The sequence below is a fragment of the Mesorhizobium yinganensis genome (genome assembly GCF_040081985.1).
Taxonomy (GTDB): Bacteria; Pseudomonadota; Alphaproteobacteria; order Rhizobiales; family Rhizobiaceae; genus Kumtagia; species Kumtagia yinganensis.
Genome location: NZ_JBEBMH010000039.1, coordinates 18146 through 38139 on the forward strand (window position 1 = coordinate 18146; position 19994 = coordinate 38139).

The 19994-nt window shown below is 64.7% G+C and carries 11 protein-coding genes and 2 pseudogenes; 11 read left to right on the forward strand and 2 right to left on the reverse strand.

Annotated features, from left to right (window positions below):
- Positions 1-50: 50 nt before the first annotated feature.
- Positions 51-1052, reverse strand: coding sequence for a helix-turn-helix domain-containing protein (locus ABMA59_RS33355; RefSeq protein ID WP_349009675.1), 1002 nt, complete (start codon positions 1050-1052; stop codon positions 51-53).
- A 250-nt stretch (positions 1053-1302) separates the two neighbouring features.
- Between ABMA59_RS33355 and ABMA59_RS33360 the strand changes: the two genes are divergently transcribed.
- From ABMA59_RS33360 to ABMA59_RS33395, 8 genes and pseudogenes are all read left to right on the forward strand, one after another.
- On the forward strand, positions 1303-1941 hold the full coding sequence (locus ABMA59_RS33360; RefSeq protein WP_349009676.1) for a TetR/AcrR family transcriptional regulator: 639 nt from the start codon (positions 1303-1305) through the stop codon (positions 1939-1941).
- Positions 1942-1943: 2 nt separating this feature from the next.
- Positions 1944-2420 (forward strand): hypothetical protein, encoded by a 477-nt coding sequence (locus ABMA59_RS33365; protein WP_349009677.1) that lies wholly within the window; start codon positions 1944-1946, stop codon positions 2418-2420.
- 461 nt (positions 2421-2881) lie between these two features.
- Positions 2882-5614 carry a beta strand repeat-containing protein gene (locus ABMA59_RS33370; RefSeq protein WP_349009678.1) on the forward strand — a complete coding sequence of 911 codons (2733 nt, stop codon included), beginning with the start codon at positions 2882-2884 and terminating at the stop codon, positions 5612-5614.
- Positions 5615-5719: 105 nt separating this feature from the next.
- Positions 5720-6163 carry a cupin domain-containing protein gene (locus tag ABMA59_RS33375; RefSeq protein WP_396651574.1) on the forward strand — a complete coding sequence of 148 codons (444 nt, stop codon included), beginning with the start codon at positions 5720-5722 and terminating at the stop codon, positions 6161-6163.
- A 46-nt stretch (positions 6164-6209) separates the two neighbouring features.
- Positions 6210-6293: pseudogene (locus ABMA59_RS33380) on the forward strand (hypothetical protein); the annotation flags it as partial.
- 166 nt (positions 6294-6459) lie between these two features.
- Positions 6460-7005: a GNAT family N-acetyltransferase gene (locus ABMA59_RS33385; RefSeq protein WP_349009680.1), complete on the forward strand. Its 546-nt coding sequence runs from the start codon at positions 6460-6462 to the stop codon at positions 7003-7005.
- Positions 7006-7103: 98 nt separating this feature from the next.
- Positions 7104-7304, forward strand: a pseudogene (locus ABMA59_RS37420) (IS481 family transposase); the annotation flags it as partial.
- A 131-nt stretch (positions 7305-7435) separates the two neighbouring features.
- Positions 7436-9427 carry a mechanosensitive ion channel family protein gene (locus ABMA59_RS33395; protein ID WP_349009681.1) on the forward strand — a complete coding sequence of 664 codons (1992 nt, stop codon included), beginning with the start codon at positions 7436-7438 and terminating at the stop codon, positions 9425-9427.
- A gap of 456 nt (positions 9428-9883) precedes the next feature.
- On the opposite strand, the gene ABMA59_RS33400 is transcribed toward ABMA59_RS33395, so the two are convergent.
- Positions 9884-10366, reverse strand: a complete 483-nt coding sequence (locus ABMA59_RS33400; protein ID WP_349009682.1) for a sigma 54-interacting transcriptional regulator — start codon at positions 10364-10366, stop codon at positions 9884-9886.
- 180 nt (positions 10367-10546) lie between these two features.
- Between ABMA59_RS33400 and ABMA59_RS33405 the strand changes: the two genes are divergently transcribed.
- From ABMA59_RS33405 to ABMA59_RS33415, 3 genes are all read left to right on the forward strand, one after another.
- On the forward strand, positions 10547-17815 hold the full coding sequence (locus ABMA59_RS33405) for a hypothetical protein (RefSeq protein ID WP_349009683.1): 7269 nt from the start codon (positions 10547-10549) through the stop codon (positions 17813-17815).
- Between the two features lie 409 nt (positions 17816-18224).
- Positions 18225-18638 carry a hypothetical protein gene (locus ABMA59_RS33410; protein ID WP_349009684.1) on the forward strand — a complete coding sequence of 138 codons (414 nt, stop codon included), beginning with the start codon at positions 18225-18227 and terminating at the stop codon, positions 18636-18638.
- A gap of 459 nt (positions 18639-19097) precedes the next feature.
- Positions 19098-19925 (forward strand): phytanoyl-CoA dioxygenase family protein, encoded by an 828-nt coding sequence (locus ABMA59_RS33415; RefSeq protein WP_349009685.1) that lies wholly within the window; start codon positions 19098-19100, stop codon positions 19923-19925.
- Positions 19926-19994 lie beyond the last annotated feature (69 nt).

Genomic DNA, 19994 nt, shown 5'->3' on the forward strand with positions numbered 1-19994 from the left:
ACCGGCGGAGCGAATTATGCCCGACCGTCGGTGCAACCATGAAGATGCCCTCAAATATTCAGTGCCGGCTGATCATGCACCTGTTTTCGCCAGCGCGATGGGGCCGTGCCCTTGTGGGCAGCGAACACGCGGCTGAAATGCGCGCTGTCATTGAAGCCGCAGGAAAAGGCGATATCGGTGATCGACCGGTCCGCCGTCTCCGGTGCGGCCAGCAGCCGGGCAGCGCGGTTCACCCGCTCTTCCCAAAGGCGGTTCATGATCGTTTCCCCGCGCTCCGCGAACAATTTCTGCAGGAGCCGCAGCGATACTTTGAGCTGCTGCGCCATTTCCGCGGGAGCAAGGTCCGGCTCGTCGGATCGCAATGCGATAAGGCGGAGGGCACGGGCATAAAGGTCTGCCTGGCGCGCCGCCGGCAGGCCACGGGCTTTCGCGATCTCGGCGGCGTCGCGCGTCGCGCCGAGCGCCAGCGCGATGAGATCGTGGACGTGGCTCACTGCCAGTCGGGAGGACTCGGCCGATATGGGTGCTTCGCCTTTGAACACGAGGTCGGTATAGCCTGTCAGCAGCCGCATCGCCTCCGCATCACTCGGGATTGGGCAGAGCAAGGCGTCATCCAAACTTGCGATCGCCGGCGCGAGATCGCTCCTCAGCAGGGAGTAGTTTGTCAGCCGCGCGGCCGTCCGCTCCATGAAAAATGTGTCATGGCTCGAAGCCAGGAAAGCACCGCCCTCTTGGACGATTACTTCTCGGCCGCGCTGCGTTGCTGTGGCCGTCCCTTCATGGACCACCACCAGCACGAGGTCGCGTGCCCCGTCCGCGTCCATTTCGCGCGTGCGGGCAATGCGAACTGCGTCAGAGGCGATGTGCGCAATTCCAAGACCAGGCATCACAAAAGTGTTCGCGCCGAAGTCGAACCAGTCCCGGGTAGCCTTTACATCCAAATTCCCCGTTGCGCGTGTGAGCATTTCCCGAAACGCATCCAGCCGCCTGCCCGGCGGCAACTCACCCGTCGAGAACCTGATCTGCCGAAATGCTTCGTCCGCCGGAGCCATGCGTTCGCTCTCAGTCAAAAGGCCGGGCGCTCTCGGTCAAGCGCGCCAGGCGCCTGCCTGTTACTCCTCCCGAACAGGAAAGCCGACCGTTAGGGGCAAGCTGGAGATGACGATAATGACCGAAATGTGTCCCGACCCTTCTGGTGATGGTTCATGTCGCAGACCGGGAGACGTTCTCTCCATAAGCCATCAACGGTCTTGACAGTTCTACTGAAGATATGGCAGTATAGCTGCCAACACAAGGTGGACAATGACCGAGACGATGACACCGATGTCGGCGCGCGCCGAACTGGCCATGCTTACCCAGGACAGGATCATGCGCGGCGTCGCCGACATCCTAGCGACGGGCAATGGCGACGTCACCTTCAAGGCGCTTGCGACGGCCTCAGGCGTGCCGGAGCGCACGATCTATCGCCACTACGCCACCAAGGAAGTCGTGCTGAGCAGCTTCTGGAGCTGGATGAACGAAAGGCTCGGCATGCCGGCGCCACCTCGTTCGCCCGAGGAACTGGTCGAGCAGGTGCCGGCCGTGTTCGAAGCCTTCCAGGCTGGTGAGCCGCTCGTGCGGGCGATGCTGCACGATCCTCACGGGCGAACCGCACGGCTGGGCGGCGGCGACGCGCGGCGCGAAAAATTTGGCGAGGCGCTGAAGGATGTCCTGGCCGGGCTGGAGCTTTCCGACCGGACACGGCTGCTGGCAAGCGTGCAGGTGCTGTTCTCGGCCGCCGGCTGGGAGACGATGAAGGATTATTGGGGCCTGTCCTCGCCGGAGGCCGCCGACGCGGCGCAATGGGCGATTCAGGCATTGATCGAACACGCAAAGAGAAGCGCCGCGCCGCCCCGGTCGGATGCGGATGCCAGCCCGGCCGCTTCGCGCGAGGAGAGTTGATTATGCTTTATCATGCCTCATTCAACGTGCGGGAGCCTGAAAAGGTCGCTCAGGCGTTGGCCGGGATGCTGGATGCCACCACGATCCGCGCGCCGGTTCCGCCGTTCCCGGAGGGCTCGTGGTTCGTCTGCTTCGGTGATGACAATGGCTCGTTCCTCGAAGTTCTGCCGTGGGGAAACATCCTCGACCCCGACACCCGCTTCGGCATCGGCTTCGACGGCGACATGCGGCCCCGCGCCGGCAGCCATGTGCTGGTGCGCACGCCGCACGCCAAGGAAGAGATCAGGGCGAGGGCCGAACAGCTCGGCTGGCGCTGCGAGTTCGTCAATGCACGGCTGTTCGAGGTGGTGAAGGTCTGGATCGAGAACGCCGTTCTCGTCGAGTTCCTGCCGCCGGAATTCGTGCCTGCCTATGTTTCGACGTTCGGGGCGGACGGCATCCGGTCGCTCGATGGAAAGCTACGGGCCATGGAAGCCTAGTCGAGAGCGAATCCCGGCTCCAGCAAGCTGGAAGACAGCTTGGGGCCGAACGCTACAAGCCAGTGAAGAAATAATTCATTCGGCCGGCGACGGCCGGAGATAGAGATTGCGCGCCCATTGGGCGCCGGCAAACCAGGTCATGCTGGCAGCAGCCTTTGGCTTGACAGTGACAACCTCCAGGCAGGTGAACTCGGCAAGGACTGGGCGTCTGCCTTTCAAAAAAGGGTCGGACAGCGTTCGGGCAGGTGACGGCATGATTGCACCAGTCGAACCCGCGCCCTGACGGGTTTCTGGAACCATAGGCGAGACAACTCGCCTGGCGCACGGCCTCAAGCAACAAAAACAAACTCACGATCCAACTGGAACTCACCCGCCGCCGGCATGCCGGCGGCGAACCCTGCCGCGCGCCGGCAGCAACCCGCCGCGTGTGCGGCAGATCAAACTTTTAGAGGAATGACATCATGGCTATTTTCAATGGCGACGAGGGTAACGACCTTTTAACCGGTGGCGGCGATGCCGACACACTGAACGGTTTGGGCGGCGATGACACGCTGCGCGGCCTCGGGGGCGCTGATGCGCTTGACGGAGGCGAGGGAATTGACACCGCGGACTATAGCAAATCCGGCGCGGCTGTCTTCATCGACCGGGTCTTTGGCACGGCCGAGGGCGGCGATGCTCAAAGCGACGGTTATACGTCGGTTGAGAATTTCATCGGCTCCGCCTTTGGCGACGGCTTGCTCGGTGACAACGGCGCCAACCTCATCAATGGAGGGTCCGGCGATGACACCATCTTCGGGAATGGCGGCAACGACGTGCTCGTCGGAGGATTCGGCGGTGACATCATTGGCGGCGGGGACGGCATCGACCTCGCCAATTATAAAGACTCCGATGCCGGCGTTATCATCGATCTGCTGAACGGAACCGCAAGCGGCGGACATGCTGCCGGTGACATTGTCGGAGGCATAGAGAATCTCGTTGGTTCGGTGTTTGCGGACACATTCACCGGCGACAATTTCGACAACCGCATCGAGGGAGGCAACGGCGATGACGTCATCTCCGGCCTCGGCGGAAATGACCGGTTGTTTGGTGCAAATGGCTTCGACACGCTGTCGGGCGGTGAGCAGAATGATTTTCTTATCGGGGGGTCCGGCGGCGACTTCCTGGATGGTGGCGCCGGCATCGACGCGGCCGACTACTCGACTTCGAGCGCCGGCGTCACAGTCAAGCTTACAGGTGGCCTCGGCGACGCCGGCATCGGCACGCATGGCGATGCCGAAGGAGACTTTCTGGTTGGCATCGAGAATATCCAGGGATCAGTCCACAGCGACACGCTCGAAGGAGACGGCTTTGGCAACGCCATGAATGGTCTTTCTGGCGACGACACCTTGCGCGGCCTGTCCGGCAACGACATCCTCGCCGGCCAGGTGGGGGCAGATACGATCGACGGCGGCGATGGCATCGACGCGGCGGCGTATGACTCGTCCGACGCCGGCATTACTATCTCCCTGCTGCTTGGCACCGGCGAAGGTGGTGATGCGCAGGGCGACACGCTGATCAACATCGAGAATGTGATCGGTTCGGGTCTCGGCGACGTCATTAGCGGCAACGGCGCCGACAACCGCCTCCTCGGCCTGAGCGGCTCCGACGAACTCAGCGGCTTCACCGGCAGGGATGTGGTCGAGGGCGGTGCTGGCATCGATCGGCTTTCCGGGGGCGACGGCGACGACACCCTGGTCGGCGGCGCGGATGGCGACGATCTCTTCGGTGACGACGACAACGACATCCTGATCGGCGGAGCTGGCGCGGACGATTTGGACGGCGGTGACGGCATCGATATCGCCGACTATTCTGCATCGTCGGCGAATGTGCAGATTTCGCTCCGCCTCAACACCGCTGCTGGCAGTGACGCGCAGGGTGACAGTCTCGCCAACATCGAGCAGGTTGCCGGCGGCGCTTTCGACGACGACCTCGAAGGTGATGACAAGGCTAACAAGCTGTTCGGCAACGCCGGCAGCGACGTCATTGTCGGTGGTGGCGGGGGGGATACTCTCGACGGTGGAGCCGGTAAAGATACGTTGAGCGGCGGCGAAGGCAACGATCTCTATATCGTGACCGCTACCGACAGCATCATCGAGGGGGTAGGCGAAGGCACGGCCGACCGTGTGGCGGCGTTTGAAGACTTCACCCTCGGCGGCGGCGACAATATCGAGATCCTGTCGACGACGGATACAAAGGGCACATCCTCCATCTCCCTGACCGGCAACACGCTGAAGCAGGAAATCCTTGGCAACGCAGGCGCTAACGTCCTCCACACGGGTGGCGGCGTTGCCGATGTGATGAAGGGTCTCGGTGGCAATGACATCTACCGGGTGTTCAACTCGGGCGACGTCGTCGTCGAAACCGCCGGCAACGGCTTCGACCTGGTGCTCGCGGCGGTGGACTACAAGCTGGGGGCCGGTGCCGAGATCGAGCAGCTCTTCACCAACGGCTCTTCCGGAACGTCAGCGATCGACCTGACCGGCAATGCATTCCAGCAGGAAATCGCCGGCAATGCCGGTGCGAACATTCTTCATGACGGCGGGGCGGGCGAATTCGACCTGATGCGGGGCTTCGGCGGCAACGACACCTACCGGGTGTTCAACTCCGGCGACGTCATCGTCGAAAGCACCTCGCAGGGCAACGCCGACAAGGTGGTCGCGGCTGTCGACTACAAGCTCGGCGGCGGCGTCGATATCGAGATCATGCAGACCAACGGCTCGACCGGCACCTCGGCGATCGATCTGACCGGCAACGAGTTTGGCCAGCAGATTATCGGCAACGCCGGCGCCAACCGGCTGGAGGGCAAGGGCGGCATCGACACGCTGCGCGGTGGCAGCGGCGCCGACACCTTCGTCTTCGCCTCGACGCTGGGCGCCGCCAATGTCGACAAGATCCTCGACTTCAGCGTGCCGGCCGACCGCACGCTGTTGTCCGACGCGATCTTCACCGCGCTCGACACCGGCACGCTGTCGGCGGCGGCGTTCCGCGCCAACAACACCGGTCTGGCGCAGGATGCTTCCGACCACATCATCTACGAGCGGGATAGCGGAAAACTGTTCTACGACGCCGATGGCGTCGGCGGTTCGGCCGGCATCCACTTCGCCACGCTCACAGGCGGCCTGGCGCTCACCAACGCCGACTTCTCGGTGGCGTAGGCTCTCACAAACACTTCACCTGGCGCCGCCCCCTTCAGTGGGTGGGCGGCTGCTGGTGGGCCGCTTCAGCCAAAAAAATGCGCAAACTCTTGGCGGTGGCGCGCAATGGAGAACAATCCAATGAAATCCTGTAAGTTCATCCGCGGCGGCAAGCAGTTTCGCGGCAGGCAGGGCCTTGACTACTTCGCCGGCATCTCGGCCGAGACCGTGGGCTCGGAGGGCATCTGCATGCACCTTCTGACGATGCCGCCGGGGGCAACTGCGAAAGCGCATTACCACCAAGCCCACGAGACCGCGATCTACATGCTGGAAGGCGTGATCGAGGTAGCTCACGGTCCGAACCTGGAGCGTGTCGATCGCGGCCAGGCCGGCGACTTTGTCTACATCCCGGCCGGCGTTCCGCACCAGCCTCGCAATCCAACCGGGCAGGTGGCGAAAGCCCTGATCGCCAGGACCGATCCGAAGGAGCAGGAAAGTGTCGTCCTTCTTACCGAAGAGGAAGCGACCATGCGGCCTCACATGCGGGAGGATCGTCATGATCTGGATTGAGATAATTGGATTCGTCGGCAGCGGCTTCGCCATCCTCACCTACTGGATGCGCGACATGCTCGCGCTGCGGATCGTCGCCATTCTGAGCTGCGTCTTCTTCATCGCCTATGCAGCGATGATAGGCAGTTACCCGTTGATTCTCATGGAATTGACCCTGCTGCCGATCAACACCTATCGGCTGTTCGAACTGCTGCGGCCACGCTGTGGGCCAGTGGCTCCACTTCCGCGCCGGCCGGTCACCGAAGGAGCCGACCGGCGAAAACCTCAATCTTCTACGGAATCAAACGATGCTATCCATGGAAAAATACCATGCCGGGGACATAAGACCCGCGGATCGGTCGGAGACGACCGAAATCTCCTCCCTGATCGCAGCCGCCTTCGAGCCCTTTCGTGGCAATGCGCCGACCGAAGCGCTCAGACTCTATATCGAGAATTCGTGCAACATCGACGAACGCTGGGACAAGGGCCAAGTGCTGGTGCTTGACCACAATGGCCGCATCGTCGCCACCGTCACCTATTATGCCGATGCGACGCTGGAAGGTCTTGGCTGGCCGCACGGGTTCGCCGGGTTCCGCACGCTGGCCGTGCATCCACAGGCGCGCAGTCACGGCTTCGGCCGCCGCCTTGTCGACCGCTGCATCGACAACGCCCGCCGCGACGGCGCCAAGGCGGTCGGCATCCATTCCGCCGCCTTCATGGAACGGGCATGCGGCATGTATGAGCGCGCCGGCTTTGTGCGGTGCCCTCAATACGACATCTACGCCTCCAGCATTCTTGGCTTCGACCGCAGCCTCGGTGACGAACTCGTCATCGCGTATCAGCTGCCGTTGCCGGAGAGTTAATCGCCATCACACTTCAAGATCGCTTCGACGCCCCCCACTAGATGTTTGACCCCTGAGTTTGATGGTGCCTGGTTTTCCAGGCAATGGAAGGATGTGCTATAGGACAGGTTCTTCACGGCCGCGCCACAACGACAGAGGCGATCCGTCGAGTAATACAAAATATTCAAGAGAGCCTGGGGCTCAAAGCTCTACGGGTTTAGTCCCAAGACCGTCGCCAATATAGGCCACGATCCCGCATCTGACCCGTTCGTCACTTCATCGCTGTCTTTGAGCGCCACGGCATCTCACGGCTGCCGAAGTGGAGGACGGCATAGGCATCAAATGCCTGTCTGCGGGAACAGTTGTTGCTCCGACCCCTATTTCGCGATTCTTAATAGGATCACGCTAACGGTGGTCTGTTAACGACCTTGCGACGGCAGAGGTGGTCGAGTTGAGCAAAGCAACACCGGCGGTTGATGTGTCCAGTCAAGGCGATCCTGTGGCAGCGGTTGAACAGGTAGTTCAGCAGCTATTCCACGGATTGATGCTTGGATTGCGCGGTATCGGCGAAGTGAGGGGCTTGCTATCAGCATCCGATGACGGGCTTTTGGCAGAGGGTTCGTCTTGGGCATTGGCGCATGGAATCGCGCTGGTTGTCCTCTTAAGCGCAGCCGCCTCGAGCCTTGCGGTGTTTTACCTTTTCCGTTCGTTCCTACATCAGCAACTGGCTGGAAACGACACAATCGGTCACTTGAATCGCGCGCTGCGGCAACTGGTCGTCGATCTCATCGCGTTGGCCGTATTTGTCGGCGTAGCACGCCTCCTCGAGGCGCTTATCACGAGCAATGGCAGTTACACGCAAAGCCTAGTCCGAGCCATCGTCATGGCCGTAATCGTCGCCCTTTGCTGGGCGATCCTCGGTCGGTTGCTGTTTTCGCCCAATGAAGCGCGCGTCCGTCTCGTCGAAATCGCAAGGCCGCGCTGGCATTGGACCATGCTCGTCATCTACGGCGCCATCGGCGCGTTTTTCGCTCAGACAGTGCGTTTGGGTTACGCCAAAGGCGCCGATCCTTTGGCGCTTGAGGGCTGGTTCTTCATGGGAACAACGATTCTGACCGTCGTGAAACTTTTGTGGTTCATCGGCGGCGCGCGCGACATGCGGCGCGCATTTGCCGGCAGGGAGCCAGGTCGCCTTCGCTGCGTCGCTGCCTACTGCCTGCCCGCGTTCTACGTGCTAACGGCCTTGCTCATCTGGTTGGCTAGTGGGCTGGCCGCCGGCACGCCGCAAAGCCCAAGCTGGATCTCCGCCACCGGCTCGACACAGATAGTCCTTCTTTTTCTGCCCGTCCTCGCGCTTGGTACCCATGCACTTGCGGCAGCGGTGATCCGCCGTGTTATTGCCTCAGGTGAGCGCACACATTTCGAGATGGCGATGCTTCAGGGTCTGCAGGTATTGTTGACCGGAGCAATATGGCTCACGGGCATCTATCTGATCTTCAGACTTTGGCGGCCGATCCTTACGGATACGGCTGACGCACCGGCGCTGCATTTCCTCATCCAGATTGAACGCGTGATACTGGCTGTCGTGCTCGCTTTCGCATTCTGGAGTTTCCTGCGCACCTTCTTCGAGCGCTTGGCGCCATCCAAACGGCCCCTGATACCAGGCACCACCGACGACGGGGGTCCGGTTGCGAGTGCCGGCCGCCTCTCGACCGTCATGCCCATTATCCGTAACATCGCGTTCGGCGCGATTCTCGCGATACTAGGACTCGTGGTACTATCCTCCATCGGCGTTGATATCGGCCCTCTTATCGCGGGTTTTGGGATTCTCGGCCTCGCGATCTCCTTCGGTTCCCAGACGCTGGTGAAGGACATTGTGTCTGGCATCTTCTTCATCGCGGACGATGCGTTTCGCGTTGGAGAATATGTCGATAGCGGAAGACTGAAGGGCACCGTCGAGCGCATTACGCTGCGTTCGCTGCAGTTGCGGCACCAGAACGGTCCGCTTAACACCATTCCCTTCGGCCAGATTCAGTCGATTACCAACTACAGCCGCGATTGGAGCACGATCAAATTCGAGATGCGCTTCGATCGAGACGCAGACCCCGAGCGCATCCGCAAGACTGTGAAACGCGTAGGGCTCGAAATGCTCGAGGATCCCGATATGGGTCCACAATTCCTTGTTCCGCTCAAGATGCAAGGTATTCAGGACGTAACGGAAAATTCGATCGTCATCCGGTTCAAGTTCACAGCCAAGCCAGGCAATCCCAGTCTCATCCAACGACAGGCCATGAAACGCCTGCTGATAGCCTTCAAGGAGGCGGGCATCGTGCTCTCCTCCAACGCGGTAGTGGTTCGAGGCGGACCAGATTCCCATTCTTCCGGCGCAGCCGCCGCAACTGCGTCGGCCATGGCAATGGAAGCCGCGGCGCAACCTGGGTGACTCGCCGAGCCAGTGAGGCAATATCTCCCTGTAGATGGCGTCGGCGATAGCGTGCCATCGTCCGGTGGCGGGGCATCGAGCCGAGAGCGTGCTCAACGTTGCGGACGAAGCCCGCAACGTGCCTGTTCGGTTGCCAAAGGCTTGGCCGGTTGTAAGCGCCAATAAAATCCGTGAGGTGAGCTTCGCACTGGTGATGGCTGACACGACAAATCAATTTCAGGTTAGCTTCCGGCGCCAAGTGAACCCGATTCGAATCCGACAAAGCCAACACCTGGTTCGATTTCGTTTACCACAACGGCGATGAAGCCATCTTCAAGGCAACACGGAATTCCCAATCCCTTCCGTTCAATTTTTTGCGTAGGGTAATGTAATCCTACACTTGCACTTGGATGGCCGGCGCCTTGAATGGGGCTTGGCGCGTGGGCATGCGATAAGTGGGGGGATCGCGATGGGAACCTAGACCGATATCCGACACGAGCTCGATGACCGGCGTGAGGGCCGCTGCCACCGGAGATGTGGCGTCTCCCGCGCAGGACGGTCGAGAGGTCCGCGTGCGAGAGCGGCTCCCACCGGGCAAGCGTGATCACTGGGCTTCTTGGCGCCGCGGCGATCCGTGCTGCCAAAAGATACGTTGCTCATCCGGTGACGAAGCCGGCCTACCCTGCCTGACCTCGCTTTCGCCGGGCCGCGCCAGCCCTCATCATATACCCGCCTCGCTTTGATGGCCGGGAGGATCACCGGCACGAAAGGCTTGTCCGCCCGGTCGACAGCGAGTGCAGCGAGCGCGGCCGCGACCTCCTTGCCGGTTCCCGATCGACCGGTCAGCAGGACCGAGGTCGGAAGCGGCGCCACCTTGGCGATCGTCTCGCGCACCTCGCGGATGGCGGGCGACTCGCCGATCACCTCAGAAGCGAGATCGGTCATGCCGGCCAGTCGCATCCAACGGCTTCATAGGAAATTAGACGACGCTGTTGCTTGACATCAACTACCCAATCAGAAAGGTATCTTACCCAACGGCAACAGATTCGGTTTCCATGAATATTGATCGTCTGCGCCTCGACAAAGATGCGTGCCGGATGGGCGTGCATGCCGTTTGAGTGATCGGGTTGGGGGACAGCGATGACAAAGAGACTGAATTCGGACGGCCGCTCTAGGACCGGCGACCGGGCCTCGGCCGATGGAGGCGCGATGCCCGGTGTCCAGGATGGGACCGCCCGCCGGATATGGCGGGGGGGCACGGCCAGGATGGCCATGCCGATCGGGCCGACCCGAGCCGGCCTGATCGCGGGATTGCTCGGCACCACGGCCTGGCTCGCCATGCCGGACACGGCCGCGGCCCAAAGCTGCGGCATGCAAGGCAGCGTCTATACCTGCACCTATTCCGGCAACACGTACGCCTACAACTTCTTTTACGCGAATGCCGATGCCCCCGATGCCGTGCCGATGACGGTGACATCGACCGGCGACATTACGATGGCGGTGCAACCGGGCCAGGGTGACACGCTGAATTTCGGCGCCTTCGGATTCAGCCAAACCAACAAGAGCGGCGGCAACACCCAAGGCCTTCAGTTCACCAACTCCGGATCGCTCACCCTCACCGCCGGGGCATCGTGGGGTAACAACACCTACGGCATACAGGCGACGCAGATCGCCGGCTCGGGCGACAATGGCGGTTCGAGCGGCAGCCTGAGCGGAAGCGGCGTCCCTGCGGGCATAACCATTAACAACTCCGGGACAATCGACCTTGAGCTGTCTGGCATCCAGGTCGGTGGCGGTGCCGCCATCTCGGGGTTCGATTCCGGCGGGAACGGCGTGTCGGGAGGCTCAGGCGGTTCGTCCGCGGGCGTGTCGATCACGAACAGTGGCCAAATCACTGTTAATGTGAGCAGCTATGCCGGCTTCGCCGGCATCACCGCCCAGTCCGTGGGGGGCGACGGCAGCACCAACGACGCGGGCGCCGGCGGCGCCGTTACGATCGACAATTCCGGCTCGATCAGCGCGACGGCGATTGGGTCCGCCGGCTTCACCGGCCTCTACGCGCAGTCGCTGGGCGGGAATGCGCCGTCGGCATCCCAGAGCCAGAGCAACTCGGCCAGCGGCGGGGACGCCGGCCTCGTGACGGTGACGAGCTCGGCGGCCGTCGACGTGGGCTTCACGTGGTCGAACGCGGCTTCGCCGAGCGAGGCCACGCTCTTCGGCATCTACGCCCAGTCGGCTGCCGGCGACGCCGGCAACAACCAGCACGGCTCCGACACCGGCTCCGTCGGCGTCGCGGGCAACGCGGGCGGCGCGAGCATCACGCTAACCCAAGGCGGCGACGTCTCCGTCGTCCAGAGCGGCACGCCCCCGACGGCCCAGGACGACTTCCTAGGCGCCGGCGTCGGCGCCTTCGCCTCCGGCGGGCTCGGCGGCAACTCGGCCGAGACCTCGAGCAGCGCGGTGTCCGGCACGCCCGGAGGGAGCATCGCCGGCGTCGGCATCAAGATCACGGACGCCAGCGTCACGACCAGCGGCGACGGACTGCCGGCCCTCCTCGCTGTGGCGCAGGGCGGCACGGGCGGCGGCGGCGGCTGCGCCCAGGGGCCGGTCGACGGCCAGGACTGCAACACCGTCAATAGCCGCGACGAGGGGCGGCACCAGAACGGCGGCGTCGGCGGCTCGATCGGCGAGAGCGGCATCGTCATCCAGGCACAGAACGAGGCGGTGCAGATCACGACGGACGGCGACAACGCGCCCGCCATCGTCGCTTCTCTCACCGGCGGCGACGGCGGCGACGGCGGCGGCATGATCTATTTCGGCGAGGCCGACGCCGGCAGCGGCGGCAACGGTGGAACGGTCACGGGCTCCGGCCTGACGGTCGAGCTCGCCGGCACCACCCAGACCCCGATCACCGTGCAGACGACTGGCGCCGATTCGCCCGCGATCTTCGCGGCCAGCACCGGCGGCGATGGTGGCGACGGCGGCGTCGCGAAGACGACGAGTGCGAGGTCTTTCGCCGGCCCGGGTGGGACCGGTGGCGCCGGCAGCGCGGTGACGGTGGCCCTCATCTCCACAACCGTCGCGACCGAGGGCGACACCTCGTCGGCCATCGTCGCGCAGTCGCGCGGCGGCGATGGCGGCGTGGGCGCGCTCGCGATCGGCGGCTCGGCGCACGGCGGTGTCGGCGGCAACGGCGGCGCAGCCGGACCGGTGCTGGTGACGCTGGACAGCAACTCGAGGGTCGCGACCCAGGGCACGCAGTCGATGGGCATCCTCGCCCAGAGCATGAGCGGCGCCGGTGGCAACGCCAACGGATCGAGCGGGCTCGGCAGCGCCGGCGGCGGCGGCGGCACCGGTGGCGGCGGCGCGGGCGTGACGGTGCAGAATGCGGGCGGCATCACCACCGCGGACGAGGAGGCGCGCGGCATCTTCGCGCAGGCGATGGCGGGCAACGGCGGCGCCGGCGGCGGCGCCAACGCCCTCTTCAGCTCAAGTGGCGGGACCGGCGGCGGCGCCGGCAGCCCGGGCGACGTCACGGTGACGAACACCGGCACGATCTCGACCAGCGGCGAGGGCGCGCAAGCGATCCTGGCGCAGTCGATCGGCGGAACGGGCGGCGCCGGCGGTTCGTCGAGCGGCGTCTTCTACGTGGTGGGCGGCACCGGCGGGACCGACCCGTTCACGACGACGGGCGACAGCGTCACCGTCAACCAGTCCGCCGGCGCCATCAGCACCTCCGGTCAGCTCGCGTTCGGCATTCTCGGTCAGTCGATCGGCGGCGGCGGCGGCGACGGTGGCAGCGCCTCTGGGATCAGCGTCGCGGTCGGCGGCGGTGGCGGCAACGGCGGCCTCGGCGGTGAAGTGGTCGCCAATCTCACCGGCGGATCGGTGACGACGACGGGCGACCAGTCCGCCGGCGTCGTGATGCAGTCGATCGGTGGCGGTGGCGGCAACGGCGGCAACTCCACGGGCACCGGCGTAGAGCTGACCGTCAGCCTCGGCGGCACCGCCGGCAGCGGCAGCGACGGCGGTACCGCGACAATCTACAATTACGGCACCTCGATCGTCACCAGCGGCACCAAATCGCCGGGCATGGTGGTGCAGTCGATCGGCGGCGGCGGCGGGACAGGCGGCGGCGCGCTCGGCTATACAGTGGGTGCGGGGTTCGCGGGCAGCTTCGCGCTCGGCGGCAGCGGCGGGTCGGGCGGCGACGGTGACTGGGCGGCCGCGACCGTATCCGGCGCCTCGATCCTCACCGGCCAAAACGCCCTCCTGATCAACGGCACGTTCGCGCCCGACGGGCAGGCCACCACGTGCCCTCAGACCCTGCCGTGCAACATCCTGCCGATCGACAATTACGGCGTCGTCGTCCAGAGCATCGGCGGCGGCGGCGGCCTGGGCGGCTCGGCGACGGCCAAGGCGCTCGCCGTTTCGGTGCCCACGGGCGACGAGGGGAACTCGGCGGCGGTCGCCGCGAGCATGGCGCTCGGCGGCAACGGTGGCGCGGGTGGCAACGGCAGTCTCGCGGAATTCTCGCTGTCGGACGGTGGCACGGTTCAGACCCTAGGCCAGGGCTCCACGGCCGTGCTGGTCCAGAGCATCGGCGGCGGCGGCGGCGCCGGTGGCGATTCCAGTGCCCTCTCGGTGGCACTCGGTTACAACAAGCTGATCCCGGACAGCGGCACCTCGGCCGTCGGCACCACGATCTCCGTCTCGCACGGCGGCAAGGGTGGCACCGGCGGCGACGGCGGCGCCGTAAACGTCGCGCTCGGCGGGTCGGTGGTGGACAGCGCGTTCAATCCGGACAACTCAAGCCTGACGAGCACCGTCACCACCTACGGCGACTTCGCCGACGGCATCAAGGCGCAGTCCATCGGCGGCGGCGGCGGCGATGCCGGCACCGGCAGCAGCAACACCCAGCAGTTCGGCACCGGCACCTCGAACAATCTCAAAATGGTCCTGGGCTCGCAGGGCGGAGGCGCCGGCAACGGCGAGACTGTCATCGTCAATCTCTACGAGAGCAGCTCGATCACCACCTACGGCTCGGGCGCGATCGGCGTCGTCGCGCAGTCGATCGCCGGCGGCGGCGGCTCCTCACAGGGCGGCTCGCTGGCGCTCTCCCAAGGCTCCGGGATCGACATCAAGCTCGGCACACAGGGCGGCGGCGGCGGCACCGGCGGAACGGTCGCCGTCACCAGCGACGGCGCGATCTCGACCCAAGGCGGCGACGCCACCGGCATCCTTGCGCAGTCGATCGGCGGCGGCGGCGGCCTCGCCGGCTCGTCCGGCTCCGACGCCTCCGCCGACAACCCGGTCACCGTCGCGACCAATGCGCGCAAGACCGGCTCCTCGATCGCCAAGTATGTGGAGAACGGCGGCGACATCAACCCGCAGTTCAACCTCTCCATCGGCGGCGCCGGCGGCAGCGGCGGCTCCGGCGGCGTCGTCTCGGTCGCGGTCAACAACGACGTCACGACGCTGGGCGACTGGGCGCACGGCGTGGTGGCGCAGTCGATCGGTGGTGGCGGCGGCAAGGGCGGCACCGCCGCGGCGACCGGCACGGCGAGCGCGAGCAACGTCAACATCAACCTCAACATCGCCGTCGGCGGCAGCGGCGGCAACGGCGGCGACGGCGGCCAGTCGACCAGCGTCGAGTTGGGCGAGGGGCCGTCCGGCAGCACGCTGATCACGACCGGCGGCGCCGGCGCCGGCTTTGGCGCGGCGGGCGTGGTCGTCCAGAATATCGGTGGCGGCGGCGGCATCGGCGCCGACGGGTCCGACCGCGCGCTCGGCACTATCTCGCTCGGCTTCTCGCAGCAGGGTGGCAGCGGCTACGCCGGCAACGGCAACACCGCCGAGCTGACCTACTCGAACAACGCCGGCACCCAGATTGTCACCAGCGGCGCATTGGCCGACGGCGTGGTCATCCAGTCGATCGGCGGCGGCGGCGGCATCGGAGGCGCCGGCAGCAGCGCCTGGCCGGGCGCGGCGAACGGCACCTTTGACCTCACGGTCGGCGGCGGCCAGGGAGCCAACGGCAACGGCGGCGACGTCACCTTTGCGCCGAACGGCGGCTTCATCGACATCACCACAACCGGCTACGGCGCCTACGGCGTGCTGGCGCAGAGTATCGGCGGCGGCGGCGGCACCATCCTGGCGGCGCGCAACGGCAACAACGCCGGCACCTACCTCGGCGGCACCTATTCCGGCTCCGGCGGCAACGGCGGCACCGTAACGGTCAACCTCGGAAGCGAAAGCAACATCACAACCAGCGGCAACATGGCGTTCGGCATCGTCGCGCAGTCGATCGGCGGCGGCGGCGGGGCGATCCGCGTCGCAGGCTACACGACCGACGTCGCGAACATGCTGGTCGGCGCGGGCAACACCACGTCGACCTACCCGACGGAGGGCTCTGGCAACACGGTAACGGTGGAAACCGCCGGCACCATCACCGCGAACGGCCCCGCTTCGATCGCCATCTTCGCGCAGAGCGTCGGCGGCGGCGGAGGACTGATCAACAACGGCGTCAGCCTCTATGCCGGCGCGCCGCTCTACGACAAGTGCGACTCGAAGTGCGATGCGGGCGGCGGCGGCGCCGTCGAGGTCACCGTGGAGTCCGGCGGCAACGCCTATGCCACGGGCGAGAACGGCATCGGCATCTTCGCCCAGTCCGCCGGGCCGAAGACCAGCGCCGTTACCGTGAACGTCTCCGGCAACGTGCAGGGCGGCACCGGTTCCTCCTCCGCCGGCGTGTGGATCGACAGTGGCAGCGACAACCAGGTCAACATTGAGAGCGGCGGCAACGTCTACACCGCCGGCGGCGGCAACGCGGTGACGACGACGGGTGGCGGCAGCACCAAAGTCAACAACGCCGGCGATGTCATGGGCTCCGTGCTGCTGAACGGCGGCACGATGGCGAACGCCGCAACCGGCGTCTTCGCCGCCGGCGCCGTTATGGGCGGCGACCTGGCGAACCACGGCCTCGTCGCGCTGGGGCGGGTCAACGACCGTGCGACGCAGGTGACCCGCGTCGACGGCGACTTCACCCAGTCGGCGAGCGGCCGGCTCGAGGTGCTGTTCGACCCGCTCAACCGCGCCGCGAATCGCCTCGACGTCAACGGCACAGCCACGCTCGACGGTGAGATCGCCGTCGTCGCCCGCTCGCTAGTTCGCGACCGGGAACTCGCCATTGTGAGGGCTGGCCAGAGTCTGACTGGCGCTCTGACCGCTGTCGACACCCGCGCCATCGATTTCGAGGCGCGCACGGCGGCCGGCGAGGCGCGGGTCGCAGCGATCGATTCCCGGTTCGCCGCGGCATTCGATTCGCTGTCGCGCAACGAGGAGCGGCTCGGCGAGCACCTCGACGCGATCTTCGACAACCGCTCGACGAGATATGCAGGGCTCCTTGCCGCGCTGAACGAGATCGGCGTGGCCGACGACACGGGCGTCGCCTACGCCCGCGCCCTGGCCGCGCTGTCGCCCGGCGCGTCGCAGGCGATGGCAGCGGCGCAGCCCGCGCTGGCGCGGGGCAGGCTCGACGGGGCGATGCGCTGCCCCGCCGATGCCGGCACCCTTGAGGTGGACCGCTGCGTCTGGGGGGGCGGCAGCGGCACCTACATCGACCAGATCGGCGCGGGCGGCTACGATGGCCGGCTCTGGAGTCTCGGCGGCGGTGGCCAGTTCGCGCTCGGCGAAAATTGGATCGTCGGCGGCGCGGCCGGCATCGACAACAGTGACTACCACTCGGACGACGGCTTCTCGCGCGCCGACGGGACGACAGGGTACGTCGCCGCGGCGGTCGGGCGGCAGTTCGGCGGGTTCAGCCTGACCGGCGCCGTGGCCGGCAGCTGGGGTGCCTTCGACACCAGCCGCAGCGTCGTGCTGCCCGGCTTCACAGGTACTGCGGAGGGCGACACCGATGTCGCGACGCTGAGCGGGCGGGTGCGCGCCGCCTACACGTTCGCCGCGGCGTTCGGCTACGTCAGGCCGACGCTCGACGTCGACCTCGTCTACACCCACTCGAGCGGCTACACAGAATCCGGGGCCGGGATCTACAATCTCGACGTCGCCGCCGCCGACCAGACAGCGCTGATCGCGACGCCTTCGCTCGAGGTAGGCACCAGCTTCGCCGCCGCCGACGGTTGGGCGATCGGCGGCTTCGCCACTGTGGGGCTCAGCCTCTCGACCGAGGACGAGTGGACCACGTCCGCGCGCCTCGAAGCGGCGCCGCTCGAGGCAGGGCGGTTCGCCACGCGCCTGCCGATCGCCGACATCATCGGCGAGGTCGGCCTCGGCCTCTCCGTCGCCAACCCGGCACACGGCGTCGAGGCGCGCGTCGAGTACGAGGGCTCGTTCGGGAACGACTACGCGAGCCACGGGGGGCTCCTGCGCCTCTCGAAGCGGTTCTAGCCCTTCTCGCTTCGAGCTTGCGTTCCATACCTAGCAGGCCGTTGAAGCGAAATCCAGGACACCGTCTTGATCACATTTCGCCGATCGGGTGTGAGGACCATGTAACTAGACGGGGGCGCGGATGAGCCCAGAGAATGTTGGATTTCAGGTTCTCTCCCTCCGCCAGATATAACTGATTTAATTGAGTTTTCTGGATTTTTTGGATCGCTGCGTACAAAACTACGGCTTGCCGCGAATGATACATGCGACACTTGTAATTCGGTGGGCTAGTTGTCGACCCAACAGACTTCAGGCGCGCTCAGTGCACTAGATACGCTTCGTCGTAGGCGACGAGCCGCCTGATAGCGACGAGGCCGTCGCAATCTACCGTCGCTTCCTGTATGCCGACGCGAGAGTTTGTGGAGGATACATGGTCAAGCTGACGGAAGAAAACCGAAGGAAAACGCTAACCGCGTGCTACGACTATTTCGGCGTAGACAGCGCGGGCAAGAACGTGCGCAGGTGGTGGACAGACCGGGCGCCGAACGGGGAGGTAGTCGTAACGCTGTGGGTTGACCATTTCCAAAACGAAAATTTGACCGAGTACAGCACCTTCAACCGGTCAGATTTAGCTGCCTGGGTAGGTCGCTCTGAGAACCACCAGCGGCGCGACTTGCTTCAGAATGTCGGCATCGGCGGGACCTTTCAATCGATCGTTCAGCGGTATGCCGACCCCAACCGCCGACCTAGAGTAGCTGCAGAAAGGTACATAGGCCGCCCAATGCGGCTGACGGCATTGGATGAGCACACTGGCGAGTTCAGCGCACGAGAGATTGACTTCTAACTCATTCCACCCAGCCTGGCATGCCGACCGTTGGGAGAAACATTTCGCCTTGGATATCTGACGGAACGGTTGCGCGGCGTCGCAAGATCGATCGCCGCTTGGGTGCCTGTTTTTGATTGGGTGATACCGCCCCGCCAAATGGCAAGGCGTTCAAGAAAGAAGGCCGCGCCTGCTTTCCCGGGTAAGCTGCCTGACCAAGTGGAAGGCCGCCGACGGAAGGGCCGCCTTGGCCAGCGTTGCGACTGGCTGCCGGTGTCCCCCGGCCACTGAACGCTCACGCACAAAGCTGAGTCAAGCCGCGAGGAAGAGATTGAGGAAGCTCCGACGCTGGGTCTTAACGACGAGTAAGTCGGACTGTCTCAGTCCTGCAGGCGTTCCAGTACCTCGTCGTCCGATATCCACGGCTGAGTTCCTGTTCATATTATGAACACCATGACGAATTTAGTGGAGACCATTGTGTTGCACACGCACTCCCTCGCGCTGAATGTCTCGGACGATATCGCGACGCTGTTGGAGGACGGCATCGTCGGAAAGAAAGGCGCGTTCAGAAGCGACTTCGCGGAAGCGATGCGCGAGGACATGATGACCGCTTTCTGGAAGGCGATACAAAGGCCGGGTGGAGCGGTGGGGCGCGGGCCGCGCCGCTGGTACGTGGAAATTCATCCGCAGGAGTTTTCCGGCTTCATCGAACTGACGACCCATCCCTGGGTTGTCGCCATGTGCGAAGCGACGCTCGGGCCGGACTACAAGATCGTCGAGATCGGCTTTGACACGCCGTTCCAAGGCGCGAAGTACCAGCCCTGGCATCGCGATTTTCCGTCGCCCGAAGACACGTTTCGCGACAAACGCATAACCTCGCTGGCCTTCAACCTCACCGGCGTCGATGTGACCGAGGACATGGGGCCGTTCGAGATTGCCGTCGGCACGCAATATGTCGATGGGCGCGGCTGGAAACATGAGATGTTCCCGCCACAGGAAATCTGGCCGGAGTTCGCGGCCAAGGGCGTGAAAAAATATCCTAAGATGGGCGACATTTCCTGCCGCTCGGCGCTCACCATCCATCGCGGCACCGCGCATCCCTCGCCGATCGCCAGGCCTGTTATGGTGCTCGGCGTCGACGCGCCCGGCGCCGGCCACGACACACTGCACGATCTAATGGTGACGCAGGACTTTTACGACGCCCTGCCGTCGCAAGTCCGCGATCACCTCGTGTGCCGGGTGGTTGACGAACTGGTGCCGGTAACCCAAAAGCACGATATTGAAGGGCTGGTGATGGGCGTGGAGTGAAAGGGCGAGCGTCTGGGTGAGCCGATAGCTTGCCGTAACTTGTCGGCATGCTGCTTGCCGAATTGGCGT